We start from the raw sequence: 24,666 nt of genomic DNA, 5'->3' as shown, positions 1-24,666 counted from the left end.
CGGAAGCAGACCGGAAGCATCGCCCCAGGAGGCTGAGATGGTGAACCCCACCGAGCGGTACCGCCAGGGCCGGGCCGTGCGCAAGCGTGTGCCCCGCTCCTCGCACGGGCAGTGGATCCCGGGTGCGGACCGGCCCGACCCGGTCTCCCTGCTGGAGCGCCAGGGCGAGGACCGGGTGCAGGAGCTGCTGCCGATCCGCTACGGGCGGATGTCGGCCTCCGGGTTCGCCTTCCTGCGCGGCTCGGCCGCGGTGATGACCGCCGACCTGGCCGCCGTCCCCGCCACCGGCCTGACCGTGCAGCTCTGCGGGGACGCGCACCTGCTGAACTTCGGGGTGTTCGGCTCGCCGGAGCGGGCGCTGCTGTTCGACCTGAACGACTTCGACGAGACCCTGCCCGGCCCGTTCGAGTGGGACGTCAAGCGGCTCGCGGCCAGTACGGCGGTGGCCGCGCTGGACCGGGACTTCGGCCGGAAGGCCGCCCGGGAGACCGCGCTCGCCTCGGCCGCCGCCTACCGCGCCTCGATGCGCCGGTTCGCCGAGCTGGGCGAGCTGGAGGTCTGGTACCAGCGGATCGACTCGGCGGAGATGATCCCGCTGGTGGAGCACCCCAAGCAGCGCGAGCGGCTGGAGGCCGGGCTCGCCAAGGCCCGCCGCCGCACCAGCATGCAGGCGTTCACCAAGCTCACCGAGACCCGGGACGGCCGGCTGCGGATCATCTCCGACCCGCCGCTGATCCAACCGCTGGACGTCCCGGTCGGCCAGGCGGTCAGCAAGGTGTACTCGGACTACCGCGGCTCCCTCCCGGACGACCGCCGGGCGCTGCTGGACCGGTTCCGGTTCATCGACCTGGCCCGCAAGGTGGTCGGCGTCGGCAGCGTCGGCACCCGCTGCTACATCGTGCTGCTGGAGGGGCTGTCCTCCGGCGAGCCGCTGTTCCTGCAGGTCAAGGAGGCGACCCGGTCCGTCCTGGAGGACTACCTGCCGGTCAGCGCGTACCCCAACCACGGGCAGCGGGTGGTGAACGGCCAGCGTCTGATGCAGGCCGCCAGCGACATCTTCCTCGGCTGGACCGCGGGCCCGCTCGGCCGGCACTTCTACGGGCGGCAGCTGCGCGACTGGAAGGGCGCGGTGGACATGGAGCGGATCACCGCCCCGCTGCTGCTCCAGTACGCCCGGCTCTGCGGCCTGGCCCTGGCCCGTGCCCACGCCCGCTCCGGCGACCGGATCGCCATCGCCGGCTACCTCGGCACCTCCGACTCCTTCGAGCAGGCCGTGGCGGACTTCTCGGTCCGCTACGCCGAGCAGACCGCGCTGGACCACGCCGCGCTGCTCACCGCGATCAAGGACGGCAGGGTGGAGGCCACGACCGGGGTCTGACCGCCCGGTCAGCGCCGCAGCCAGTCCCCCGACGCGATCAGCGCGGGGCGCTCGCGCAGCGCGGCCTCCACCGCCGCCCCGGCGAGGTAGACCCAGGCGGGCTCCGGCTCGCCGCCGGCGCCGGTGACCTCCAGCCGGCGCCGGACGTACTCCCCCGAGCCGTCCGGCCGGCAGTCCTCCAGGTGGTCGAGGGCGGCCAGCACCTCGGCGTACCGGGCCGGGTCGAGGGTCACCAGCTCGCCGTGCACGCTGCGGCCCGGGCAGGCGACCAGGTAGGGGTAGCCCGGGCCGTCGTGCAGGGCCGCGCCGGGCAGGGTGCCCGGCCGGACGGCGGTGGTCCGCCCGGCCAGGTGGGCGCGGTGGTTGCGCCCGCCGGGCCGGAGCGTCCCGTACACGAAGACCGGGAGCCGGTCGGGGTCGGCGGCGGGCACGGGCGGGGGGCTCCTCGGGAGAATCGGGAGAAGGGGAACGGCCGGGAGGGCCGGCGGGCCCGGTTCAGGGGACGTGGCGGTCTGGACGTAGCGGTCTACGGGAAGTAGGTGAAGCCCACCTCGGGGTCGCCGCGGAAGTAGACGGCGTCCGGGCCGAGGCCGAGGGAGTCCAGCAGCAGGTCGAGGGCGGCCTCGACGTCCGGCTCGGTGCGCCAGATCCACACCCAGGTCTCGCCGACGGTGTCCCCGTGCCGGCCGCTCAGCGCGAAGTCCACCCGCCGGATGCGGAACATCGCGGCGTCGACGACGTCCGGGTCGTCCCAGCCCTGCTCGACGGTCAGGCGCAGCCGGGCGGCGAGGTCGGTCAGCGGGACCCGGATGCCGGCGGCGAGCCGGAACTGCCCGACCGCGTAGGCCCACAGGCTCTGCTGGAAGGCCTGGTGCGGTGCCTGTCCGGGGAGGTGCGGGAGGCCCGGCGCCGGCCCCCAGCCCGCGCCGGGCTCCACCACTTCGACCTGCCGCTCCATGTGCCCCTCCCCGTTTGCCGATCAGAGCACAGTACCGGACCCCGATCGGTACGGGAGTTCGATCTCGGCCCAGACGACCTTGCCCTCCCGGGTGGTCCGGGTGCCCCAGCGGTGGGCGAGTTCGGAGACCAGGTGGATGCCGCGGCCGCCCTCGTCCTCCTCGGCGGAGGAGCGCAGCCGCGGCGACTGGCTGCCCGCGTCGGCGACCTCCAGGGTGAGCACCCGGTCGCGGAACAGCCGCAGCCGGCGCGGGGCGTCGGCGTGCAGCAGGGCGTTGGTGACCAGCTCGCTGACCATCAGCTCGGCGTAGTCGACCAGCGCGGTCAGCTCCCAGGCCTCCAGGGTCTCCCGGGTGAAGCGGCGGGCCCGGGACGGCTGCGGGCCCTCGCCGGCCAGGTGGAGGGTGGCGATCCGGTCGGCCGGGATGGGCAGCACCCGGGCCATGATCATGGCGATGTCGTCGTCCGTCCCGTCGGTGACCAGGGTCGAGAGCACCGCGTCGCAGCTCTCCTCCAGGGTCCGGCCGGGGGCGGAGAGGGTCCGGGCGAGCAGGTCGATGCCGTCGTCGATGTCGCGGTCGCGGCGCTCGATCAGGCCGTCGGTGTAGAGGGCGAACAGGGTGCCCGGCGGCAGCACGGTCTCCACGCTGTGGAAGGCCGATCCGCCGACGCCCAGCGGTACCCCGGGCGGCAGGTCCACGGTGCCGGTCCGGCCGTCGGGGGCGACGTACACCGGCGGGAGGTGGCCGGCCGAGGCGACCGTACAGGCGCCGTCCACCGGGTCGTAGACCGCGCAGATGCAGGTGGCGAACTGGCCCTCGCCGATCGCCGAGGCGGTTTCGTCCAACCGGGTGAGCACCTGCTCGGGCGGCAGGTCCAGGGTGGCCAGGGTGCGGGCCACCGTCCGCAGCTGGCCCATGGTGGCGGCGGCCCGGATGCCGTGGCCCATCACGTCGCCGACCACCAGGGCGACCCGCCCGCAGGAGAGCGGCACCACGTCGAACCAGTCGCCGCCGACCTCGCTGACCAGGCTGCTCGGCAGGTACCGGTGGGCGATCTCCAGGCCGAGGGTGCGGTGGATCTCCTGCGGCAGCATGCTGCGCTGCAGGGTCAGCGCGGTCTCCCGCTCGCGGCGGTACAGCCGGGCGTTGTCGATGGCGAGCGCCGCCCGGGCGACCAGTTCCTCGGCGAGGGCGACGTCCGCGGCGGTGAACGACTCCGGGTTGCGGGTGCGGACGAACTCGGCGCCGCCCAGCACCATGCCGCGGGCCACCACCGGAACCATCAGATAGGAGTGGATCCCGGCCGACACCCCCGGTGCCACACGATCGGGCGACGGGACGAGACCGCGCAGCACCTCCTCGTCCACCTGCGGCTTCAGCAGCGGGCGGCCGCTGCGCAGGCACTGGGTGTAGATCCGGCGCGCGTCGTACTCCGAGGTGAGCCCGACCGCGTCGGCCACACTGGTCAGCCCCGACTCGTACGCCTCGCCGACCGCCACCGCCCGCAGGTGCACCCCGGTGTCCGGCTGGATCGGCGACGGCTCCTCGCCGCGCAGCACCGGCTCCAGCAGGTCCACGGTCGCGAAGTCGGCGAACCGCGGGATGACCGCCTCGATCAGCTCCTCGGCGGTGCGCTGCAGGTCGAGGGTGGTGCCGATCCGGGCGGTGGCCGCGGCCAGCAGGGCGAGGCGCTCCTGGGCGCGGGCGGCCCGGGCCTCGGCGCGGAACCGCTCGGTGACGTCGATGATCGAGGAGCTGACGCCCAGCACCCGGCCGGCGGAGTCCTCCAGCCGGAAGTACGAGGCCGACCAGGCCCGGTCGCGGCGCGGGTCGCCGGGGGTGCGGCCGTGCGAGCGGGCGTCCACCACCGGCTTCCCGGTGCTGAGCACCTGCCGCATCACCGCCTCGATCTCGGTGCTGTTGATGCCGGGCAGCACGCTGCTCACCCGGCGTCCCAGGTGGTCGGCCACCGGCACGCCGTTGATCTGCGCCAGCGCGCCGTTCAGCCGGACGAACCGCAGCTCGGCGTCGTACACGGCCATGCCGATCGGCGACTGGGTGAAGAAGCCGTCCAGCACCGCCAGGTCGGCCTCCACCTGGCGCAGCGACCGCACGTCGGAGGCGGTGGCCAGCAGCAGCGGGCGGCCGCCGGGACCGGCGATCGGGTACGTGTGGAACTCCAGCTCCACCAGGTGGCCGTCGCGGTGCCGGATCGGGTACACGCCGGTCCATCCCGGGCCGGCCATGATCTCCTCGAACAGCGCCAGCACCTTGCCGCGCTGGCTCTCCGGGGCCAGCAGGTGCACGGCGTACGAGCCGATCGCCTGGTCGGCCGGGTAGCCGGTGAGGGTCTCGGCCTCCTCGCTCCAGTGCAGGATGCGGCCATCGCCCTGGACCAGGGCGGTGGCCAGCGGGACCAGGCGGTGGCCGGACAGGCGCGCCGAAGCGGCGCCCGCCGCGTCGCGGTCGGCGCCGTCCGGTGCGGTCTGCTCGAATCCGTGCATGATCAGGTAACCACCCGTACACCTTCCCGGTGGGGCCCGGGCCGAACCCGGCTCCCACCAGGTTGCACGGCGGCGGTCCGGGGGGCGAGCCGGCTCGGCGGTGCGAAGGCGCCGGGACGTGGTGGGAACCGACCGTCAGGGGTGGCGGGCGGCCTCGGCGCCGAGGGTGGCGTCCAGGACGCGGGCCCACTGGCGGACGATGCCGGCCCGCCGGGGGCCGTCGTCCGTGAGCAGGTTGGCGAGGCCCAGGCCGCGGGCCATGTCCAGGGTGGCCTGGACGGTCTCGCGGACGCCCTGGGCCGACTCGTCCACCCCGAGGAACTCCACGGCCGCCCGGTGCGCCTCGCGGCCGATGTGGTTCTCCAGGGACAGGATCCGCTCGCGCAGCGGCTCCTCGGTGGCCGCCGTCACCCACAGGTGCAGGGCGGCCCGGAACAGCGGCCCGGTGTACAGCCGGACGATCATCCCCACCACGGCCTCGGTGCGTGCCGCGCCGGCTCGCGGCAGCGCCTCGCCGTCCGCCCGGACGGCCGCCAGGCGCTCGGCCGCGACGTGCTCGACGGCGGCGGTGAAGAGGTCCTCGCGGGTCGGGAAGTGGTGCTGGGCCGCGCCGCGGGTGACCCCGGCCCGTTCCGCCACCACCGCCACCGTGCTGCCCTGCCAGCCGAGTTCGGCCAGGCACTCGACGGCCGCCTCCAGCAGCCGGCGGCGGGTGGCGCGGCTGCGGTCCTGCTGCGGGGCACGGACGGCGGGCGAGCGCAGGGCGGGCTCGCGCAGGTCGGGGTGCGCGTCGCCGGCGGGCTGGGCGGTCATCGGTCCTCGGGGTGCCCTCTCTGCTCTCCACCGCTCTCCACCGCCGTCCACCGGCGGTGCGGGCCCACCGATCATGCCAGACCCGCCGCCCCGCGCGAACGTCCAGGACCGACCGGGCCGCCGGGCGGAGGCGGTTCGGTTCCGTGCCGGGCGTTGAACCGATCGGGCGACGGGCGAGGTGTGCCCGGCGCTCTCACGCCTCGGACGGCGCACCACTGCCGTGGCGCTGCCGCTGGCGGTGTTTGCGCATGGACACCTGGGAGCCGCAGCCGGTACTGCAGTACAGCCCTCCCCCGTTGCGGGTGCGGTCGAAGAAGCCGAAATGGCACGGGGGGTTCCGGCACGCCTTGATGCGCCCCCACTCGCTGGTCTGCGCGAACGTCGTCACCGCGGCCAGGACGGTTCCGAACACGCGCGGCACCCCCGCCTGCGGCGAGGCCAGCTCCACCCCGCCGGCGGTGACCACCGGCGCCAGCGGGTAGAGCGCACCCACGCGCCGCAGGTGCCGCTCGGCACGCAGCAGCGGCTCACCCAGGCTCTCCTCATCGCCCGAGTGCGCGAGCAGCACGGTCACCAGGGCATCACGCAGCTCGCGCGCGACCGCGGCGTCGGCGTCGGTCGCCACGGTCTCGCCGCCGAACTCGTCGCGCTCCGCCAGCCACGCCGCGAACGAGTCCCCGTCCCCGAACAGCTCCCGGCGACCCGATCCGTCCGCGCGCGTGTTCACGAACGCGAGAACGGTCTCCACCGTCGGCGTGACGGTGCGTGGGCTGGGTTTGGGGGATCCGGCTGCCGCAGTGACCATCCCCCCACAGTACATCAGCGCGAGCAGGGCTAATCCGGCTAGTGGGCAACCTCCGGGTCGATCGAGGTTGACTCGTTGCGAGCTAACGGCTTACGGTCGCAACATGAACGAAGCATCCAACCAGCAGACCCGCCCCCGCACCTGGCTGATCACCGGCGCGACGTCCGGCATCGGCCGCGAACTGACGCTCCAGGCGCTGGAGAACGGCGACACCGTCTCGGCCCTCGCCCGCGACACCTCCCCGCTGGACGACCTGGCCCACACGCACGGCGAGCGCCTGCTCCCCATCCAGGCGGACGTCCGTGACGAGCGGGCCGTCCGGGACGCGGTGGAGGGCACGCTCGCACGGTTCGGCCGCATCGACGTCGTGGCCAACAACGCGGGATACGGACTGTTCGGAGCCGTTGAGGAAGCCTCCGACACGCAGGTCCGCGCCGTGTTCGACACCAATGTCTTCGGAGTGCTCAACGTGCTCCGCGCGACGCTGCCGGTGCTCCGCGCCCAGCGGTCGGGGCACGTCCTCCAGGGCTCGTCGGTCTACGGGCAGTCCGCCCATCCCGGCGTGGGCCTGCTGGCCGCCACCAAGTACGCGGTCGAGGGACTGTCGGACGCGCTCGCGGCCGAGGTCGCACCGCTCGGCATCAAGGTCACGATCATCCAGCCCGGGATGACCGCGACCCCCTTTCTCGCCAACCTCGATGTCGCGGACGGCCTGGGCGACTACGACCAGACCGTCCGCGAGGTCCAGAAGGCCATCGGGGAGCTGCCGGCGTCCGCGTTCTCCGCCGCGGCGCGGATCGCCGCAGGCATCCGGACCGCGGTCGACAGCCCCAACCCTCCGCTGCGCCTGGCCCTCGGCGCCTCCAGCGTGACGGGCATGCGTCCCGCCCTGGAGGCGCGGATCGCGGACCTGGACGGCTGGCAGCGCGTGACCGACGCCGTCGACAGCTAGCACGTGGGGAGCCGCCCGGCCGGGGGCTGACGTTTGCCCAGATCGAACGCGTGTTCGATACTGGGGGCGTGACCGCCGACATCCCGTTCAGCCGCCCCCGGCCGGCCGCGCCGTCCCGACCCGGGGACGCCGTGCGCGCCTCCCGGGAACTGATGACCGTGCCCGGCCACAGCCGGGACGAGCGGACCTGGCGCCTGGTGCACATCCGGGTCGGCGGCGAGTGGCGCTCCGGCATCCTCACCGTCTGGCGGCGGCCGCCGAGCAGTCGGGTGTGGGTGGCGCACGTCCGGTGGGGCGAGGACGACCAGTGGGGCTGGTTCGTGTTCGACCCCGCGACGATCCGGCCGGCGCCCGAACCCGCCGGTGCCGCCGCCCCGGGCCCCCACGGGCGGACGCCACCCGGGCCGGCCGCTCCGCGGGAGCGCGGTACCCGCTGAGCGCGGCGGGCCGCCCGACTTCCGGCGAACCCCGGCCCACCGCCGTACGGGTGGCAGCCGGGGCCGGGGTCAGGACGGGCGGGTGCGGAGTTCTCGGCGGAGGATCTTCCCGCTGACGGACTTGGGGACGGCGTCGATGAACTCCACCAGGCGGACCTTCTTGTACGGGGCCACCTGGGAGGCGACGAACTCGGCGACCTGGTTGACCGTCAGGTCCTGCGCGCCGGGCGCCCGCACCACGAAGGCCTTGGGGCGTTCGACGCCGTCCTCGCCGGTGACGCCGATGACCGCGGCGTCGGCGATCCCCGGGTGGGTGAGCAGCAGGGCCTCCAGCTCGGCCGGGGCGACCTGGTACCCCTTGTACTTGATCAGCTCCTTCACCCGGTCGACGATGAAGAGGTAGCCGCGCTCGTCGACCTGGCCGATGTCGCCGGTGTGCAGCCAGCCGTCCTCGTCGATCATCGCGTCGGTCTCGGACTGGCGGCCGAGGTAGCCCTTCATCACCTGCGGTCCGCGGAAGAGGATCTCCCCGCTCTCCCCGGGCCCGAGGTCCTTGCCCGGCGCGTCGAGGGAGACGATCCGCAGCTCGGTGGACGGGACCAGCTTGCCGACCGAACCGGGGGCCGGGTCCGGGTCGTCCAGCGGGACCACGTGGGTGACCGGCGACAACTCCGTCATGCCGTACCCCTGGTGGAGCCTCGGCAGGCCCAGTCGGCGGGCGCAGGCCTCGGCGAGTTCGGCGTCCAGCGGTGCGGCGGCGCTCAGCACGTAGCGGACGGAGGAGAGGTCGAACCGGTCCACCAGCGGGTGCTTGGCGAGCGCCAGCGCGATCGGCGGGGCCACGAACAGGCCCTCGATGCGCTGCTCCTCGATGGTGCGCAGGAACTGCTCCAGGTCGAACCGCGGAAGCACCACCACCGTGGAGCCGGAGCGCAGCGGTTGGTTGAGCAGGGCGGTCAGCCCGTAGATGTGCAGTAACGGCCCCGAATGAACATGCCGCGCTAGGCGCGGCCGCTCAAACCTCCCAGGCCATCAACACGCGAGCCTGCTTATCGCCCAGCAGCTCCACGCGCCCGATCACGCGGCGCAGCATGGCGTTCAAACGGCCAGGCTCCAGCGTGTCCCACTCCTCCAGCAGACCGATCGCCACGGGCACCGCAGCGCCGCGCACCGCCGCTTCCCCGCCGCCGTCCACGACGCTTCGCAGCTCGTCGCGCTCGCCCGCCAGGAGCGCCTTCTCGGCGCGAAGGCTCCCCAGCGTTTCGAGGTACTCCTTCTCCAGGGTGCCGTCCAGGTCGTCATCATCCGCCATGGCGTAGACCCGCATGTGCCGGACGATCGCCTTCTCCAGCTTCGCAATGGATGCGTCGACTTCGTCCAGGCGCCGTCGGACCGGATCGTGTCGCCGTTGCACCGGGATGGTCGCGGCCGCGTCGACCGCCGAGTCGAACTCAGCAACGAACTCCGCGAGTCGCTTACGGATCTCATCGATGATCAGGGTGTCGCGCAGGCTCGTCCCGCGGCACGCCGTGTGCCCCTTCTCCTGGTGGGGCATGCACGCAAACCGGGTGTGCTGCCGCCGCCCATCCACGCTGCGACGGGCCCTGTACTGACACAGGCCGCAGAAGACGAGTCCTGTCAGCGGGTGGCCGGCGTTACGAGCTCGCGGCGCTGCGGTCTTGGTGAAGTCGCGCCGCTGCTGGTACAGCTGCCAGACGTCATCGCCAATGAGCGCGGCATGGTGCATCGTGGGATGGCGCACGAGCTCGTACTCCTCGCAGCCGTGCTCCACGGATCCCATAGGGCAGCTCTTCTTGTGGAAGCGCAGGTATCCGACTGCGAAGCCAGAGTCCAGGTAGCGCCTGACGGCCTTGCCTGACCACACTCCGCCGCCTCGGGTCCGGTGCCCTTCCTCGTTGAGCCAGAGGGCCAGCGCCCGGAAGCTCTCGCCGGCGATGTAGCGCTGGTAGAGACTCTGAACCACCGGGCTCAGGTTGGGGTCCGGCTCGTACCGCTCCTCCTGCAGTGTGATCGTTCCGTCGGGCTGGTAGATCTTCCGCTGGTGCCAGATGTACCCGAAGCGCGGGCGCCCCACGGCCGGCAGGCCGTGGTCGCGCCGCCACTGATGGGTTTCCATCCACTGCTCGCCGGCGCGGTCGGACTCGAACGCGTTGAACTCCATGATCATGCCGCGCTGGAATCGCCCGACCGCGGTGGTGGCGTCGACGGCCTCGGTCGCGGAGATGAGCTGGCCGCCAGCTTTCTCGACGCGGGCGAGGTTGGCAGGCACGCCGGTGCGTGTGCGGCCGAACCGCGAGTACTTCCAGACGGCGATGACGGAGGCTTCGCCGCGTTCGACACGTTCGATGACGCCCATGATGCGGCGCTTGAAGGTGCGGCCCGTCTTGTCGAGGTCCTCGACCCAGTCGATGATTCGGTGTCCGGTGCGCTTGGCCCAGTCGGTGATGGCGGCGCGCTGAAGCTCGGGGGAGATCATCTCCTCACGGGCCATGCTCACCCGGATGTAGCCGATGGCCGGGGTAAGACCGGCTTCCGTCGCGCTTCGGCTGCCAGCCTTGACCTGCGGCATCGATTCCCCCTGGCGGACTATGACGGGACGTTGACTTCCTGGCCTGATGCGGTTGAGCCTACGGGCCGCTGAGGCATCGCGATGACCTGTGCGGAGCCGCTTGACTGCTGGGCGGGCAGGGTGAGTATGCCGCGCTCCATGTGGTCGAGGGCCAGCTCGTAACCCTCCCGCTTGATTGAGGCGCGCATGTCCTCAACGTTGGCGACGAGCTCTTCGAGGCGCGACTGGTAGGACCGCTCGCGCGCGGCCTCGGCTTGCTCTGCTCCGCGCAGGACGCGGTCCGTCTCGGCGTCGAGGACGGCTCGCATGGCGATGCAGCGGGTGTACTCGTCGGTGGCGCGCGCCTGGGCAGCGTGGAGGTTACGGCGGTCCTCGGAGGTGTCGCGGATGGCTGCGTCGATGACAAGGGTGACGATTGCCGCGACACCTACGATCAGGACCGCCAGGCCTGCTATAGCGGCGGGGACGTGGGTGCGGGTGATTGCGAGGCCCTCGGCTATCGCTCCAAGAGGGAGCGTAAATCCGGCCATGTTGCGAGCGATGGTCTTTGTGGTCACCCGGGCTCCCCACTTAGTGCGCGACGGCACCCCCTGCTTCGCCCTCGTCCTCGGCAATGCGCAGGTGGCGACGGTTTCGGCGTGCGAGGTCTCGCATGAAGCGTGCTCGCTCCACGGGGTCCGTGAGGCCGAGTTCGTCGGCCGCTTGCGCGGGGGTGATGGGCTGAGATCGTACGCCTGTATGTGTCTGTGGCGTCACTGATTCGGCCGAAATGATTCCACTTTCAATCAGCATGTTGACTACTGGCACCCCGACCGTGTCGGCGATGGGCTCGAAGTACTCGGGGCTGGGCACGGCCTTGGCGTCGAGCCACCGTGCGACGGTGCTGCCGGAGACGCCGATGGCTTCGGCGAGCGCCTTCCGGCCACCGCCTCGCTGGCGGTCGATGTCGAGGCCGGCGCTTCGCATGGCGTTGGCGAGCCATGCCGCGTACTGCTCTGAAATGGTCATGTAAGTGTCACCTCTCCCGGGCCGCAGCTTATCGGGAGTGCAGCCGCACGCGGCAGTAGTTCCATAAGTGGAACCTGCCTGTTGAGGCAGCAGCGTACAGCGGTAGCGCGGAGCTGGACGAGCACAACCCCCAGGAATCGCCTAACTTCCACATGTGGAAGTACTTGCGCACGGGGCCCCACTGGGCCTACGTTGATTCCACATCCGGAACTACTCCCAGATGTGGAACTACGTGAAGGGAGGGAAACCCCCATGCGCCACGAAGCCCCCATGCGCCTCAATACCCAGCGCCTCCGCACAGCCGCCGCCGAACACGGCGACACCAGCGACTACCAGATCGCCGGACGTACGGGGCTCAGCAAGTCCACGCTCTCCAGGCTCACCAACGGCAAGTGCCTACCCCAGGCCGCCACGCTCATGCGGTTCCGCCGCGCGTACGGCCTCAGCGCCGACGACCTCCTCGTCGCCGACGACCTGCCGGCCGCAGCATGAGCGCCGACATCACCCGCGCCGCCGCCATCCGGGGCGCCGCGATCGTCTTCGCCGAAGCCCGTGCCGCCCGCGACGCGCTGACGCCCCGACAGGCCGCTGAAGCCGCCTACTACCCGGGGCACCGGCTCGGCTCGGTCGACGCCATCGAGCAGCTCATCATCCGCCAGCGGCAGCAGGCCGCGGCCAAGGCGACTCCGCTCGCCGCCTGACAGAACAAAGGGCCGCCCGGAAGCGACCCGGACGACCCCACGGCCCACTCCTACGAAGGGGACCGCAATGCACAACCCTAGCGAACTCGCGGGCATCTTCACCCGCGCCGCCCAGCACATCAGCCGCCACGGCTACCACAAGGGCGCCTTCTACGCCCCCGACATCGACAGCTACGGCCGCCCGCGCTACGCCTCCACCCCGCACCAGGACCGGCCGGCCGACTTCGTCGGCGCGATCCGTATCGCCGCGACCGGGCACCCGCTGGAGACCTCGGCCCTCGTCGACGCCGCGCTGCAGTTCGCGTCCCGGCAGCTGCCGACCGAGCCGCCGGCCACGGACGGCGTCGACGACTACGTCGAGCACCTCGCGTACTGGAACGACGAGGAGCAGCGGACCGCCGCGAGCGTGGCCAGCTTCCTCCACCAGCTGGCCGTCCAGGTGACCGTCCCGCAGCTGTGTCTGGCGGTGGCGGCGTGAGCACCAACCCGAAGATCCGCGCGGCTGCGGACGTCCTGGCCTCAACCTCGTTCGAGACGCGGCAGGCGCCCGACCCCTACACGGCGATGGCGCACCGGCTGGAGGAGGCCAACCTCCTCGTCCAGCCGACGGCGTCGGTGTACGCGGCCCTGCCGGTGCGGGTGCGCCGCACTGGTCTCGCGATCGAGCTGGACACGTCGGCCCTGATGAGGGCGCTGCTGACCACGCTCGCGGACCAGTTCAGCGAGGACCCGGAAGGCGTGGGCGAGGCGCTGCTGGAGATCTCGCAGCTGTCGGACTCGGCCCGGGCGGAGCACACCCTCGACGGGCGCGGTCACGCCGAGCACGCCCGGGACGAGAAGCTCGACGCCCTGATCGAGGACCTGGGCGGGGCGGAGCAGCAGCTCACGTTCACTCACGCCTGGCAGGTCGTGGATGCGCTGGCGCGGGCGGCAGGCCCGCGGATCCCCCGGCAGGGCGACACGCAGGGAGCGGTGGCATGACCGACCCGAAGCACGCGCACGCCACCGAGAACGGCCGTTACTACACCGACCCCGCCGGCGGGCCGGCCCTGATCAGCGTGACGAACGTCCTCGACACGTCCGTCAGCAAGAAGGCCCTGATGCCGTGGGCCGTGAAGCTCACCGTCGAGTGGGTGCTCGGCAACCTCGCCGACGTCGCGGCCCGGGTCATCACCGACCGGGCGGCGCTCGTCCGCGACATCAAGGCCGTCCACATCGACGCCCGCGACCGGGCCGCGGACCTCGGTACCCGGATCCACGCGGCCGCCGAGAACCGGCTCCTCGGGGCGCCGGTCCCGGCCGACCTCACGATCCGCCCCTACGTCACCCAGTTCGAGGCGTGGCTCGCCGAGTGGGGTATCGACGTCCACCGCGACGTCGTCGCTACCGAGATCACCGTGCTGCACCGCCGGCTCGGCTACGCCGGCACCGCCGACCTGATGATCTGGCTGCCGACCGGCCCGGGCGGCCGCCGGGAGATGTGGCTCATCGACTACAAGACCTCGGCCACCCGCTCCGCGAAGTCCGTCTACAAGGAGAACGCGCAGCAGCTCGCCGCCCTACGGTTCGCCGAGTGCGCGCTCCTCCCGGACGACACGGAGGAGCCCATGCCGCCCATCGAGCGGACCGGTGTCCTCAACCTGCGGCAGAAGTCCCACGCGCTGGTGCCGATGCCCGGCGACCGGAAGGCGTTCGCCGCGTTCCGCGGGGCCCTGGCCAACGCCCGGTGGCACCACGCCGCCCCGTCCTCGTACCCCGCTCTCATGCCGCCGCAGGCGCGGCCTGCTGGAAAGGCGGCCTGACATGGGCTCACGGCTCTTGAACATCCAGGCCCGGGCTGCCGAGCACGGCAGGCTCCGCACCGGCTACACCCAGGGCAACCGGCCCGTCCGCTCCCGAACGTGGGTCGTCAGCTCCCACTCCGAGGAACACGTCCGTGCCGCGGCCGAGCTGTGGGGCGGCAAGCCCGAGCAGTGGAAGCCGCTGAACCAGACCACGGAGCAGTGGCGAGTCATCACCGAAGCCGAGTCGATCGAGGCCCTAATCACCCCCGGCGATCCGCTCAACCAGTACAACGAGATGTGGACCAAGGGCGGATGCGCCCGCAGGTGCGACGGCCAGACGGAGCTGATCTCCCGCAAGCCGTGCCTGTGCCTCGCCCAGTTCGGTGAGGACTGGCACCTGCAGCCCAAGGAGAGGGTCTGCAAGGCGACGTCACGGCTGAACGTGATGCTGCCGGACCTGACCGGCATGGGCATGTGGCGGGCGCAAACGCACTCGTTCTACGCCGCCGCGGAGTGGGGCGCGATGGTCGACATGATCCTCGCCGGCACGAACGGCCGTGGCTTCCTCCCGGTCAACCTGCGGATCGAGCCGCGGCAGCGCGTCGCGGAAGGCAAGACGAAGCGGTTCCCCGTGGTGGTGGTCGAGCTGCGCGGTGTGACGCCGCGGCAGGCCCTGTCGGGCCCGCTGTCCACGGCGGTCGCGCTCAACCCGGGGGCGTCGTCGGAGGCGCTGGCGATCGAGGCGCCGCGGCCGGACTACATCGCGGAGGCCGAGGGCGGGTTGACGTCCGAGGACGTGCGGGATGTGTGGCGGCGGGCCCGTGAGGCCGGCCATGTCAGCCCTGAGGGCTCGGATCCGCTGTCGCAGCAGTTGATGGCGATCGCCGCCCGGATGGACGCCGAGGGTGCGGAGCCGGTGCCGGATGAGGACGGGGCGGTTGAGGCCGAGCTCGTCGAGGAGCCGGAGCCCGCGCTGGCTGGCCCTGGCCAGCAGTCCTGGCCGTCGGTGGCGCAGCCCGGTTCGCGCGGCCGCTGACCTCTGGGGCCGCCCGCACCGTGACCGCGGGCGGCCCTTCCCTCCCCACCTCCAGGAAGGAGGACCCCCATGAGCTTGAAGAGCATCCGCCGGGCCGGCTTCGACACCGAGACCACCAGCCCCGATCCGGAGACCGCCCGCATCGTCACCGCAGCGCTGGTCTTCCGCGGCGGCAACAAGCCCGCCCAGGACTACACGTGGCTGATCAACCCCGGCGTCGAGATCCCCGCCGAGGCCACCGCAATCCACGGCATCACCACCGAGCAGGCCCAGGCCGAGGGGCAGGACCCGAAGGTCGCGCTGGAGGAGATCGCGGACATGCTGACCCGCGCCATCGCCTACGGCATGCCGATCGTCGCGTTCAACCTCAGCTTCGACTGGACCGTGTTCGACAGGGATCTGCGCCGCCACGGACTCGCGCCGATGACCGAGCGCCTGGTCGGCATCGCGGCGCCCGCGCTGATCGATCCTCACGTCATCGACAAGCAGGTCGACCGGTACCGCAAGGGCTCAGGGATGCGGAAGCTCCAGCCGACCGCCGACGTGTACGGCATCGAGATCACCGACTGGCACACGGCCCAGGCTGACGCGCTCGCGGCGCTGCTCATCGCCGAGGCCCAGTTCGAGCGGTACCCGTGGCTCGCTGACCGCGGGCCGGCAGGCCTGTACGAGGCGCAGCAGACGTGGCGTCGGGAGCAGCAGGCCGGGCTGCAGGAGTGGTTCCGGACGAAGGCCACGCCGGAGCAGGGCGGGGACCCGGACAAGGTGATCGACGGGTCGTGGCCGATGCGCCCTTTCCCGATGACGGCGGTGACGTCGTGACCGCCCACCCGCACGGCCTGCTCGACGTCAGCCCCCTCGGTGTGGACGTGCTCAGGATCCTCGCCCGCGGCCTGGACATGCCCGCCATCGCACGGGAGATGGACATCAGCGTCCACACCGCTCGCAGGCACCTGAAGACCGCGATGGAGCAGCTCGACGCCGCGAACCCGACGCAGGCCGTCGCCATCGCGATTGGCCGCGGCCTGCTCGCCCTCAATGTCGCTCTCACCCCGGGAATCGCTGGAGGTAGCCGTGTTCGGTAGGAAGCAGCGCCGCATACGCGCGCTGAAGGTGGAGGTCGCGGACCTGACCCGGGCGCTGCGCCTCACGCGCCAGCAGCGCGATGAACAGCGCGACAAGACCGCCGAGTGGCACAACCGCGCCGAACGCTTCGGCGATGACCGGATCGCTTCTGAGCGGCGCCTAGCCCAGCACAAGCTCGGCCAGGCCGCCGCCGAGCTCCGCGGCAAGGCCCTCCTCCGGCGGGCGCTCACCGCCCATCGGGCCTACGCCAGCCGGCAGCAACGCATCATCCAGGCCCTGCAGACAGACCTCCGCCGGACCGCCGTTGAGCTCCGCGCCGCGAACGAGCGGACCGCCCTGCAGGACCGGCAGCTCGCCACCCTTCAGACCGCGAACGAGGCGCACTACCGCGACCTCCAGCAGTCGCCCCAGACCCTCCACCCCGCAGCCTAGGGAGCCCACCACCATGGACCTCAAGCAGACCTTCGCGTACTGGCTGCGCGGCACCGGCCGCCGGCGCGCCGCCGACTTCATCCGCGTCGTCGAGGCCGAGCGCGACCACTGGCAGGCCCGCGCCGCTGCGCTCACCGAGCGGCTCGCCTGCGCCGACGAGCTCATCATCGACCTGGCGTGCGACCGCGACAAGAAGATCCGTCTGCTCGCGCAGGCCATCGAGGACCGCGACCTCGTCCTCGACGCACACCGATTCCTCATCGAGGAGAACGATGAGCTGACGGCCCGGTGCACCGAGCTGCGTATGGACCTCGCCAACCGCGACGCCATCTACTCCCCCGCCCCGGCCGACAGCGGGCCCGCCATCCCGCTGCCCACGTACGACCCCGACGCGCCCACCGAGAAGCTCCCCATCACGACCCTCTGGAACAGCCTCGGGCTGCGCACCGTCGGGAGCGCCGCATGAACACGACCCCGCGGATCCTCGGCCTCGACCTGTCCCTCACCGCCACCGGCGTGTGCATGCCCGACGGAACCACTCTCACCATCACCACCAAGACCAAGGACGGCGACCGGCGCCTCGTCCAGATCGCAGACACGATGGCCCGCATCGCCGCCGAAGGCGCCGACCTCGCGGTCATCGAGGACCTGCCCAAGCACGCCATGTCCGCCGGGATCACCGGCATGGTCCACGGAATCGCCCGCGCCGCACTGGTGCGGGCCGGCATCCCGTACGCGCTCGTCTCCCCGGCGACGCTCAAGTCCTACGCGACGGACAACGGGGCGGCGGGCAAGGCCGATATGTCGGCCGCGGCCCGTAGGGCCGCGGGGGTCGTGTTCGCCGACGACAACCAGTGCGACGCGTGGTGGCTGCAACAGGCCGGCCTGGACTGGCTCGGCCACCCCCGGTTCGTAGTCCCGGCCCACCAGCGGGCCCGGCTCGCGAAGGCCAAGTGGCCGACCCTGTGCCTGGGGGTGGCGGCGTGAGGACGTTCCTCGTCGTCAGCGGTATCACGTTCTGGGCCCTGCTCGGGTGCTCCATCGCGCTGGTCGCGATCGGCGCCGCGGCAGGCCGGCGCAGCACCCCGGCTGAGACGCCCGCGGACCCGATCGAGGTCGAGGTCGGCAAGGGCATCGCCGCCATCGAACGGCTCCTCCGGACGGAGGCCGACCGATGACCCCCGCCCGACCCCTCCCGCCACACGGCACCTACGCCCGCGCCGTCGGCCGCCCGCAGAAGAAGATCCCCGGCTGCGGCTGCGAGCCCTGCATCCTCGCCCGCCGCCAGTACCGCAAGCGGCTCCGTGTCCTCAACGGCACTGGCCGAACCCTGACCGTCGACGCGGCGACCGCGGCCGACCACGTTCGGCGGCTCGTCGCACAGGGCGCCGACCGACAACGGATCGCCGCCCAAAGCGACTGCGCCGTCCACACCGTCGCGCACCTCATCAGCGGCCAGCTCACCCAGATCTGGAGCAGCACCGAGGCGCGCATCCTCAGGGTCCGGCCCTCCGACGTCCTCAGCCCCCGCCGGATGGTCCCTGCCACGGGCACCTCGCGGCGCATCCGAGCGCTCATGGCGATCGGCCACGACATCCAGGCCATCGGCCTGGCCATCGGCTCCGACCCCGCGTTCGTCCAGCGGTTCGCCGCCGGCACGCAGACGACGCTCCGAGCCTTCAAGGCCGAGCAGGTGGCGGATGCTTACAGACGGCTCGTGCGGTCCGCAGGGCCCTCCGTCAGCGCCCGCAGGCGGGCCGAGCGCGAGATGTGGCCGGGGCCGATGCACTGGGACGGCGCCGCGATTGACGACCCCGCCGCCCAGCCCGATTGGACTGGCACCTGCGGAACACCGCAGGGCTACACCCGGCACCGGAAGAACTCGAAGGTGCCTCCCCCATGCCCGCCGTGCACGGCCGCCTACAAGACCGAGCAAGCCAAGGCCGAACAAGAGCTCGCGGCATGAAGGCCAAGGAGCTGCGGTGCGGGCACTTCATCGGCGCCGAACAGCGCCACTGCCACAGCACCCGGAACCTCCGCGAGTACCTGCCCGGCTACCGCTGCCCGGCCCACACGCCCGCAGCGGTCGCGGGCCGGCCCGAGCCGCCCGAAGGCGAGGGCCCCCTCCCCGGCGCGTGGACCACCCCCACGCCGGACGCCGCGAGTTGGGCAGCAATCGACGCCCGGCACATCCGCTCCGGCAAGCGCCGGAGCAACACCACCGACTACCGGGCCGCGAAGGCGGCAGAAAGGAGGACAGCCTGATGGCAGGAATCAAGCGCAGCGAGACGGCCGCCAGCTCGCGGCCCTGCGCTATCGAAGGCTGCTCCAACCTGGTCGGTCGCAAGGGTGCCGGTGGCCTCTGCTCCAAGCACTACCAGCGAAAGCTGGCTACCGGTTCGGCCACTGGCACTCGGCGGCCATCAGCGGAGGCCCGGTTCTTCGAGAAGGTCCGCGAGGACAACGGCTGCTGGACATGGACAGGTGCCGTGGACAGGTCCGGCTACGGACTGCTCAGCAACTCTGCAGGGCTCGACCGGAAGCGCATGGTCAAGGCCCATCGGTGGTGCTACGAGTTCCTGCGCGCAGAAATACCGCCACGACTGGAGCTTGATCACCTCTGCCGCAACCGGGCGTGTGTGAATCCCTGGCACCTCGAACCGGTCACCAGCCGCGTCAACACGCTTCGAGGACGGTCCTTCAGCGCCGCGAACGCGCGCAAGTCCGCCTGCCATCGAGGTCACCCGTTCACGCCTGCGAACACGTACGTCAACCCTGCGGGGAGCCGGATCTGCCGAGCTTGCTCCGCCGCCAGCCGCACTGCCTATGAGCAGCGGAAATCCCTCAAGAAAGCAGCATGAGATGGCCAACGAAACCGTAATCACCCTTGTCGGCAACGTAGTCGACGAGCCAGAACTCCGATTCACCCCGTCCGGCGCGGCGGTGGCCAAGTTCCGCGTCGCCTCGACCGCCCGCAAGTTCGACAAGACCACGAACGCGTGGGTCGACGAAGAGCCGCTGTTCCTCACCGTCAACGTGTGGCGCCAGCAGGCAGAGCAAGTAGCCGAGTCGCTGTCCAAGGGCATGCGCGTCGTAGTCGTCGGCCAGCTCCGCCAGCGCTCATACGAGACGAAGGAGGGCGAAAAGCGGACGGTCTTCGAGGTCGAGGCCGAGGAGGTCGCGGCAAGCCTCAAGTTCGCCACCGCGAAGGTCACCCGCGCCAACCGACAGCAGGGCGGCGGCCAGCAGCAGTCCCGAGGCAGCCAGGACCCGTGGGCCAGCCAGGGCCAGCCCGCGCAGGGCTCCGGCGGGTGGGGAAGCCCGCAGTCCCAGGGCGGCGGCCAGGAGCCCCCCTTCTGATCCTGACCCGCTGAACCACCCTCTCCCCCCGCACCAGCCCGCACCACAGGAGGTACCGCCGATGACCACCACCCCCGCCCCCACCACCGGCGGTACCCCCACACCCGACACCCTCAAGCACGGCCGGCACGGCACCTACACCTGGTACGGATGCCGCTGCCCCAAGTGCACGGCAGCCGCCACCCGCTACTCCGCCAACCGGCGCCGCCAGAAGGCCTACGGCCGGTGGCAGCCCCTCGTCGACGCCGGCCGCGTCCGCGCCCACCTCGACACCCTTCGCGCCGCCGGCCTCACCACCCGACAGATCTCCGACCGGTCCAGCGTCCACGCCATCGTCATCGAGAACCTCGGCCGCAACCGCACCCAACGGGTCCGGCCCGCGAACGCTGACGCGATCCTCGCTATCCAGCCGCCCGCCCACGTCTACAGCCTCGCCCCCGTGGATGCCACCGCCACCCGCCGGCGCCTGCAGGCCCTCACCGCCCTGGGCTGGCCCCTCACCCGGATCACCACTACGGCCGGCGTCCACCCCCGCAGCATCCGCGATGTCCTCCACGGCCGGCAGGCCGCCGTCGCCGCCTCCACCGCCGCGGCCATCCACGCCGCGTACGGGCAGCTGTGGGACAGGGACCCCGCTATGCACGGCGTCCTGCCTCGGCTCATCCGCGGTGCCCAGGCGCTCGCCGCCAGCCGACAGTGGGCCCCGCCGCTCGCGTGGGACGACGACAGCATCAACGACCCGACGGCCCTGCCGGACTGGACCGGCCGGTGCGGCACCACCGGCGGCTACTACGACCACACCCAGATCGGCTCGCCGACGTGCCCGCGCTGCCGCGAGGCCGTGCGCGTGGCCGCGGCCGACCGCAAGTTCCGGCGCCGCCAGCGCCAGGCCGCCTAACCCGCCGATCACTCCGACCACACAGGGAAGCCGTTCATGGCCCGCATCCGATCCATCAAGCCGGACTTCTTCACGTCCCTCACCGTCGCCGATCTGCCGCTGTCTGCGCGGCTCACCTTCATCGGCTTGTGGTGCTACGTCGACGACAACGGCGTCGGCATCGACGAGGCCCGACTGATCCGTGCGTCCGTGTGGCCCCTCGACGAGTCTCCCGACATCCTCCAGAGGACTCGCGAGGATCTCCGGAGGCTTCAGGAAGCACTCCTCGTCACCCGGTACACGGTCTCCGGAAGGCCGTTCCTGGCCATCCGAAGCTGGTCCGAGCACCAGAAGATCTCCCACCCGGGCAAGCCCCGCTTCCCCGGCCCCGACCAGGCCGACAGCCCCACCGACACCCCGCCCGAGCAGGGGAAACGGAATCCTCCGGAGACCTTCCCGAGCCCTCCGGAGCCACTCCGGATCGCTCCGGAGATCCTCGCCCCTGAGCAGGGAGCAGGGAGCAGGGATATAGGGAAGCGCGCGAACGCGCCCAGCGAGCCCGAACCGGCCGCCAAGACCCCCAAGCGATCCACCGGCGCGCCCGACCACATCGCCGTCACCGACGACATGCGCGCCTGGGCCGTACGCAAGGGACTCGAACCCCCGCGCATCGATGCCGAAACCGAACGATTCCTCGACCACCACCGCGCCAAGGGATCCACCTTCAAGGACTGGACCGCCGCCTGGCGCACCTGGATGAGCCGCGCCGTCGACTACACCCCCCGCGCCGCAACCGGCACCACCGGCCCCCGCTACACCGATCCCACCGAACGAGGCGTCTTCTGATGACCACCACCGACGAGCCCATCGACACCCGGCTCGAACCCCACGACCTCCCCAGCGAACTCGCCATGCTCGGCCGGCTCCTCCTCGGCAGCGGCCGCGCCATCCTCCGAGACGTCACCCTCACCGCCGAGGACTACTACCGGCCCGCCCACGGACTCATCCACCAAGCCATCGAGGCCGTCGCCGAAACCGCCGACCCCATCGACCCGTTCACCGTCACCGCCGCGCTCCAGGCCCGCGGGCACCTCGCCCGCATCGGCGGCTACGACTACCTCAACGCGTGCATCGACGCCGCCCTCCACGGCGGGACCGCCGAGTGGCTCGACTACCGCATCCGTGACCTCGCCATGCGCCGTGAAATCGTCCGCGTCGGCACCCGCATCCGCGACCTCGGCTTCACCCCCGAAGACGACAGCGAAGCCACCGACCTCGCCGAACACGCCGTCACCCTCGCCCGCGAACTCCGCGACGCCGGCCGAGCCGCCACCGACAGCCCCGTCCTCGACATCCACGACTTCCTCGCCCAAGCCGACCCCGGCTACGACTGGGTCCTGCCCGGCTACCTCGAACACACCGACCGCATCGTGTGGACCGCGGGCGAAGGCGGAGGCAAAAGCGTCCTGCAGCGGCAGCTCGCCGTCACCGCGGCCGCCGGCCTCCTCCCCTTCGGTGACGGCCGCGGCAACCCGATGCACAACCAGCTCGGCCCGCAGCGCGTCCTCGTCCTCGACTGCGAGAACTCCGACCGGCAGTCCCGCCGTCACTACCGCGGCCTCATCGACACCGCCGCCCGCCTCGACAGCCCCGTCGGCCGCGGCCAGCTCCACATCGACATCCGACCCCAGGGCGTCGACCTCACCCGGCCCGACGGCCGCGCCTGGCTCATGCGCCGCGTCGAAGCCGTCATGCCGGACCTGCTCATCGTCGGCCCGATCTACCGGCTCCACAACGGCGACCCGAACTCGGAGGAACTCGCCCGGAAGGTCACCGTGGTCCTGGACGACGCCCGCGCCACCGCCGGCTGCGCCCTGTCCATGGAGGCGCACTCCCCGCAGGGCGGACCCATGGGCCCCCGGGCGCTGCGCCCCGTCGGCTCCAGCCTCTGGCTCCGCTGGCCCGAGTTCGGGCTCGGGCTGCGCCCCGTCGAAGACGAGCGCACCGCGACGGAGGACCGCGGCCGCCGGGTCCTGCCGTGGCGCGGCAACCGCGACGAGCGTGCGTGGCCCCGCTTCATCTGCCAGGGCCACGAAGGCGGCTGGCCCTGGCGCGCCTACACCCCGATCGACACCACCATCACCGGCTACTCCCCGACAGGAGCCCTCTCATGACCGAGCACTGCCCCAGTTGCCTCTCCGCCGCTCACGCCTGGGGGGAGCAGCAGGACGGCGAGCAGACCATCAGGACGTGGCGCTGCGCTTCGTGCCATCGCACGTGGAAGACCAGCTACCTCACCGCCGCCTACGGCGACCCGGGCGATGTGGAGGTCGGCGACGAGCCGATAGACGACCCGGAGGACCGGCCCGGCTACTGGGACCACGGTGAGCCGGCGTGGGATCCGCGTACGGGTTGGTGACGGGCCGCGCTACGACACAAGCCGCTCGCCAGGAATGCGACTTGCCGGTAACCGATCTGGCGGGTTTGACCCCCGCCCCGAGCCCTTCACTCCAACCCGCCCCCTAAAGGACGCTGACGCACCGTTTCTAGCCCGGGAAGGGGCATTCGTGGACCGCACCGTAACCCCCTCCGACGGAGTGCCCGGGTCGGGGCGGCCTGCGGGTGTTGAGTCCGGGGCTGTGCGCGGGCAGCACGAAGGGCCGCGCGGCGCAGCGGGCCGGCGGCTTGTGGGACGAGTCGGGTCAGCTCTCGGCTGGCTCCTCGGCCGTCGCCGACTTCTTGCGGCGGCCGGTGGTCTCGCCGGTCTCCAGCTGCTTGACGCGGGTGAAGTGGATGCCGAGCTTGTCGCCGATCGTGCGGTAGGAGAGTCCGTCGGTGCGCAGCTGCTGGATGGCTTGGGAGCGGATGCGGGCGACGTCGCTGGTGGCGTCGCGGACGGCTTCGGTCATGTCGCCTGCTGCGAGGGCGCGTTCGGTGGGGTCGGGGATGTCGGCGAGGGCTTGGACGGCTTCGCGGAGTCGGGTGGCGGGCTTCTTGGTCATGCCAAGAGTGTAGAGGGTGGACTCTTTTCGGCATACCCCTTGCGGATCGTAGAGTCCGGGGTCTACATTGTGATGCGTAGAGACCAGCCTCTACGAACCTCCGAGGGAGACGCCGTGACCGCCAAGGCCCGCAAGCTCATCCGCCGCATCACCGCCACCATCCAGGCCGGCGTCCAGATCGGCACCGACGCCGCCTACGCGATCCTCAACAGCGGCCTCGACCTCAACCACCTGATCCGCACCAGCGACATGCTCGACCGCCTCGGCATCCACCTCCCCGACGGCCAGCAGTCCTGGTACGGCCGGCACGTCGCCAAGGCCTACCGCAACGCCAACGGCGGCCAGAACGCCCCGCGGGCGTGGGTGAAGCACCGCACGACCGGCCGCCGGATCCACGTCTTCGTGTACGCGCCGAACGACCCGGCGCTGATCGAGGGCCTCCGCTCGTACAAGTCCACCCGCTCCCTGGTCACCGCCGCCGACTTCGCGGAGTGCGCCTAGACCAACTTCGCCGCCACCCAGGACAGCCGCCCGCGTGCCACCAGCCCGAAGGAGAACTCCGTGACCTCCGTCAAGCCCAAGCTCGACGCTTCCGAGCGGGCAGCCCGTGACCTGCTCAACCGCAAGGTCCGTGAGGGCATCATCGACCGGCGCAGCGCGAACGAAGTCCTCAAGGTGGGCCTGCCGTTCGTCCGCCACATGCTCGCCACGTGGCGCCGCGAGGGAACTGACCCGCAGTGGATTACCGGCAAGTTCCAGGCGATCCACGCCGAGGCCCTTCAGCGGCAGGCCGCCGCTGCCGGTGCCGTCGCCCAGCGTATGGCTCTCACGCGGGTGATGTGCGCGGAGCTGTACCTGGCGGTCTGGGCCGGCTTGCAGGAGGACTACGCGGCGTTCGTCAACGAGCGCCGGTCCCGCCCGAGTCTGCCGGCCTAACCCCCG

At 71.8% G+C, this 24,666-nt stretch carries 34 protein-coding genes and 1 pseudogene; 25 read left to right on the top strand and 10 right to left on the bottom strand.

Annotation, left to right across the window (positions count from 1 at the left end):
- Positions 1-37 precede the first annotated feature (37 nt).
- Positions 38-1,378, top strand: a complete 1,341-nt coding sequence (locus ABWK59_RS30960; protein WP_354643965.1) for a DUF2252 domain-containing protein — start codon at positions 38-40, stop codon at positions 1,376-1,378.
- Positions 1,379-1,386: 8 nt separating this feature from the next.
- Here ABWK59_RS30960 and ABWK59_RS30955 read toward each other — a convergent pair whose 3' ends face one another.
- The 5 genes from ABWK59_RS30955 to ABWK59_RS30935 all read right to left on the bottom strand — a co-directional run bounded on the left by ABWK59_RS30955 (position 1,387) and on the right by ABWK59_RS30935 (position 6,459).
- The gene (locus ABWK59_RS30955; RefSeq protein ID WP_354643964.1) at positions 1,387-1,809 is read right to left on the bottom strand and encodes a gamma-glutamylcyclotransferase family protein; all 423 of its coding nucleotides are present in this window, start codon (positions 1,807-1,809) and stop codon (positions 1,387-1,389) included.
- A 95-nt stretch (positions 1,810-1,904) separates the two neighbouring features.
- Entirely contained in the window at positions 1,905-2,336 is a 432-nt protein-coding gene (locus ABWK59_RS30950; RefSeq protein ID WP_354643963.1) for a hypothetical protein, read from the bottom strand.
- Between the two features lie 21 nt (positions 2,337-2,357).
- Entirely contained in the window at positions 2,358-4,841 is a 2,484-nt protein-coding gene (locus tag ABWK59_RS30945) for a SpoIIE family protein phosphatase (RefSeq protein WP_354643962.1), read from the bottom strand.
- 135 nt (positions 4,842-4,976) lie between these two features.
- Complete coding sequence (locus ABWK59_RS30940; RefSeq protein ID WP_354643961.1) at positions 4,977-5,654, bottom strand: TetR/AcrR family transcriptional regulator; 678 nt, start codon at positions 5,652-5,654, stop codon at positions 4,977-4,979.
- Positions 5,655-5,847: 193 nt separating this feature from the next.
- Complete coding sequence (locus ABWK59_RS30935) at positions 5,848-6,459, bottom strand: CGNR zinc finger domain-containing protein (RefSeq protein WP_354643960.1); 612 nt, start codon at positions 6,457-6,459, stop codon at positions 5,848-5,850.
- A gap of 103 nt (positions 6,460-6,562) precedes the next feature.
- On the opposite strand from ABWK59_RS30935, the gene ABWK59_RS30930 reads away from it, so the two are divergent.
- Both ABWK59_RS30930 and ABWK59_RS30925 read left to right on the top strand, forming a co-directional pair.
- Positions 6,563-7,411, top strand: coding sequence for an SDR family NAD(P)-dependent oxidoreductase (locus tag ABWK59_RS30930; RefSeq protein WP_354643959.1), 849 nt, complete (start codon positions 6,563-6,565; stop codon positions 7,409-7,411).
- A gap of 68 nt (positions 7,412-7,479) precedes the next feature.
- Entirely contained in the window at positions 7,480-7,848 is a 369-nt protein-coding gene (locus ABWK59_RS30925) for a hypothetical protein (RefSeq protein WP_354643958.1), read from the top strand.
- 69 nt (positions 7,849-7,917) lie between these two features.
- Here ABWK59_RS30925 and ABWK59_RS30920 read toward each other — a convergent pair.
- The 4 genes and pseudogenes from ABWK59_RS30920 to ABWK59_RS30905 all read right to left on the bottom strand — a co-directional run.
- Positions 7,918-8,829, bottom strand: a pseudogene (locus tag ABWK59_RS30920) (AMP-binding protein); the annotation flags it as partial.
- 34 nt (positions 8,830-8,863) lie between these two features.
- On the bottom strand, positions 8,864-10,438 hold the full coding sequence (locus ABWK59_RS30915) for a recombinase family protein (RefSeq protein ID WP_354643957.1): 1,575 nt from the start codon (positions 10,436-10,438) through the stop codon (positions 8,864-8,866).
- Positions 10,439-10,455: 17 nt separating this feature from the next.
- The gene (locus tag ABWK59_RS30910) at positions 10,456-10,995 is read right to left on the bottom strand and encodes a hypothetical protein (protein ID WP_354643956.1); all 540 of its coding nucleotides are present in this window, start codon (positions 10,993-10,995) and stop codon (positions 10,456-10,458) included.
- 13 nt (positions 10,996-11,008) lie between these two features.
- On the bottom strand, positions 11,009-11,446 hold the full coding sequence (locus ABWK59_RS30905; protein WP_354643955.1) for a helix-turn-helix domain-containing protein: 438 nt from the start codon (positions 11,444-11,446) through the stop codon (positions 11,009-11,011).
- Positions 11,447-11,698: 252 nt separating this feature from the next.
- Between ABWK59_RS30905 and ABWK59_RS30900 the strand changes: the two genes are divergently transcribed.
- The 20 genes from ABWK59_RS30900 (at position 11,699) to ABWK59_RS30805 (ending at position 23,141) form a co-directional block, all read left to right on the top strand.
- Complete coding sequence (locus ABWK59_RS30900; RefSeq protein ID WP_354643954.1) at positions 11,699-11,938, top strand: helix-turn-helix domain-containing protein; 240 nt, start codon at positions 11,699-11,701, stop codon at positions 11,936-11,938.
- Positions 11,935-12,147, top strand: a complete 213-nt coding sequence (locus tag ABWK59_RS30895) for a hypothetical protein (RefSeq protein ID WP_354643953.1) — start codon at positions 11,935-11,937, stop codon at positions 12,145-12,147. Before ABWK59_RS30900 ends, ABWK59_RS30895 begins: the two co-directional genes overlap by 4 nt.
- A 67-nt stretch (positions 12,148-12,214) precedes the next feature.
- Complete coding sequence (locus tag ABWK59_RS30890) at positions 12,215-12,625, top strand: DUF6197 family protein (RefSeq protein ID WP_354643952.1); 411 nt, start codon at positions 12,215-12,217, stop codon at positions 12,623-12,625.
- The gene (locus ABWK59_RS30885; RefSeq protein WP_354643951.1) at positions 12,622-13,128 is read left to right on the top strand and encodes a hypothetical protein; all 507 of its coding nucleotides are present in this window, start codon (positions 12,622-12,624) and stop codon (positions 13,126-13,128) included. Before ABWK59_RS30890 ends, ABWK59_RS30885 begins: the two co-directional genes overlap by 4 nt.
- Entirely contained in the window at positions 13,125-13,949 is an 825-nt protein-coding gene (locus tag ABWK59_RS30880; protein WP_354643950.1) for a hypothetical protein, read from the top strand. Before ABWK59_RS30885 ends, ABWK59_RS30880 begins: the two co-directional genes overlap by 4 nt.
- A 1-nt stretch (position 13,950) precedes the next feature.
- The gene (locus ABWK59_RS30875; RefSeq protein WP_354643949.1) at positions 13,951-14,967 is read left to right on the top strand and encodes a hypothetical protein; all 1,017 of its coding nucleotides are present in this window, start codon (positions 13,951-13,953) and stop codon (positions 14,965-14,967) included.
- Positions 14,968-15,036: 69 nt separating this feature from the next.
- Positions 15,037-15,789, top strand: coding sequence for an exonuclease domain-containing protein (locus ABWK59_RS30870; protein ID WP_354643948.1), 753 nt, complete (start codon positions 15,037-15,039; stop codon positions 15,787-15,789).
- Positions 15,747-16,052, top strand: coding sequence for a response regulator transcription factor (locus ABWK59_RS30865; RefSeq protein ID WP_354643947.1), 306 nt, complete (start codon positions 15,747-15,749; stop codon positions 16,050-16,052). The genes ABWK59_RS30870 and ABWK59_RS30865 overlap by 43 nt, the downstream gene beginning before the upstream one ends.
- Positions 16,042-16,485 carry a hypothetical protein gene (locus tag ABWK59_RS30860; RefSeq protein WP_354643946.1) on the top strand — a complete coding sequence of 148 codons (444 nt, stop codon included), beginning with the start codon at positions 16,042-16,044 and terminating at the stop codon, positions 16,483-16,485. Before ABWK59_RS30865 ends, ABWK59_RS30860 begins: the two co-directional genes overlap by 11 nt.
- A gap of 13 nt (positions 16,486-16,498) precedes the next feature.
- Complete coding sequence (locus ABWK59_RS30855; RefSeq protein WP_354643945.1) at positions 16,499-16,951, top strand: hypothetical protein; 453 nt, start codon at positions 16,499-16,501, stop codon at positions 16,949-16,951.
- A complete protein-coding gene (locus tag ABWK59_RS30850; RefSeq protein ID WP_354643944.1) occupies positions 16,948-17,472 on the top strand; it encodes a Holliday junction endonuclease in 525 nt (174 codons plus the stop codon). The genes ABWK59_RS30855 and ABWK59_RS30850 overlap by 4 nt, the downstream gene beginning before the upstream one ends.
- Complete coding sequence (locus ABWK59_RS30845; RefSeq protein WP_354643943.1) at positions 17,469-17,663, top strand: hypothetical protein; 195 nt, start codon at positions 17,469-17,471, stop codon at positions 17,661-17,663. Before ABWK59_RS30850 ends, ABWK59_RS30845 begins: the two co-directional genes overlap by 4 nt.
- Positions 17,660-18,451 (top strand): hypothetical protein, encoded by a 792-nt coding sequence (locus tag ABWK59_RS30840; protein ID WP_354643942.1) that lies wholly within the window; start codon positions 17,660-17,662, stop codon positions 18,449-18,451. The genes ABWK59_RS30845 and ABWK59_RS30840 overlap by 4 nt, the downstream gene beginning before the upstream one ends.
- Positions 18,448-18,750: a hypothetical protein gene (locus ABWK59_RS30835; RefSeq protein ID WP_354643941.1), complete on the top strand. Its 303-nt coding sequence runs from the start codon at positions 18,448-18,450 to the stop codon at positions 18,748-18,750. The genes ABWK59_RS30840 and ABWK59_RS30835 overlap by 4 nt, the downstream gene beginning before the upstream one ends.
- The gene (locus ABWK59_RS30830) at positions 18,750-19,346 is read left to right on the top strand and encodes an HNH endonuclease signature motif containing protein (RefSeq protein WP_354643940.1); all 597 of its coding nucleotides are present in this window, start codon (positions 18,750-18,752) and stop codon (positions 19,344-19,346) included. Before ABWK59_RS30835 ends, ABWK59_RS30830 begins: the two co-directional genes overlap by 1 nt.
- 1 nt (position 19,347) lies before the next feature.
- Positions 19,348-19,845: a single-stranded DNA-binding protein gene (locus ABWK59_RS30825; RefSeq protein WP_354643939.1), complete on the top strand. Its 498-nt coding sequence runs from the start codon at positions 19,348-19,350 to the stop codon at positions 19,843-19,845.
- A 61-nt stretch (positions 19,846-19,906) separates the two neighbouring features.
- Complete coding sequence (locus ABWK59_RS30820) at positions 19,907-20,743, top strand: hypothetical protein (RefSeq protein WP_354643938.1); 837 nt, start codon at positions 19,907-19,909, stop codon at positions 20,741-20,743.
- A gap of 36 nt (positions 20,744-20,779) precedes the next feature.
- Complete coding sequence (locus ABWK59_RS30815) at positions 20,780-21,568, top strand: hypothetical protein (protein ID WP_354643937.1); 789 nt, start codon at positions 20,780-20,782, stop codon at positions 21,566-21,568.
- Positions 21,568-22,896, top strand: coding sequence for an AAA family ATPase (locus ABWK59_RS30810; RefSeq protein ID WP_354643936.1), 1,329 nt, complete (start codon positions 21,568-21,570; stop codon positions 22,894-22,896). The genes ABWK59_RS30815 and ABWK59_RS30810 overlap by 1 nt, the downstream gene beginning before the upstream one ends.
- The gene (locus tag ABWK59_RS30805; RefSeq protein WP_354643935.1) at positions 22,893-23,141 is read left to right on the top strand and encodes a hypothetical protein; all 249 of its coding nucleotides are present in this window, start codon (positions 22,893-22,895) and stop codon (positions 23,139-23,141) included. The genes ABWK59_RS30810 and ABWK59_RS30805 overlap by 4 nt, the downstream gene beginning before the upstream one ends.
- A 283-nt stretch (positions 23,142-23,424) precedes the next feature.
- Here the strand turns inward: ABWK59_RS30805 and ABWK59_RS30800 are convergent, their stop codons facing one another.
- Positions 23,425-23,724 carry a hypothetical protein gene (locus ABWK59_RS30800; protein WP_354643934.1) on the bottom strand — a complete coding sequence of 100 codons (300 nt, stop codon included), beginning with the start codon at positions 23,722-23,724 and terminating at the stop codon, positions 23,425-23,427.
- Positions 23,725-23,838: 114 nt separating this feature from the next.
- Here ABWK59_RS30800 and ABWK59_RS30795 point away from each other — a divergent pair, with 114 nt between their 5' ends.
- Together ABWK59_RS30795 and ABWK59_RS30790 are read left to right on the top strand one after the other, a co-directional pair.
- On the top strand, positions 23,839-24,225 hold the full coding sequence (locus ABWK59_RS30795) for a hypothetical protein (RefSeq protein ID WP_354643933.1): 387 nt from the start codon (positions 23,839-23,841) through the stop codon (positions 24,223-24,225).
- 60 nt (positions 24,226-24,285) lie between these two features.
- Positions 24,286-24,660, top strand: a complete 375-nt coding sequence (locus tag ABWK59_RS30790; RefSeq protein ID WP_354643932.1) for a hypothetical protein — start codon at positions 24,286-24,288, stop codon at positions 24,658-24,660.
- Positions 24,661-24,666: the final 6 nt, after the last annotated feature.

It is taken from the genome of Kitasatospora sp. HUAS MG31, from assembly GCF_040571325.1.
Classification (GTDB): Bacteria; Actinomycetota; Actinomycetes; order Streptomycetales; family Streptomycetaceae; genus Kitasatospora; species Kitasatospora camelliae.
Note: the sequence above shows the minus strand (reverse complement) of the source record. Positions and strands in the feature narration are given on the sequence as shown.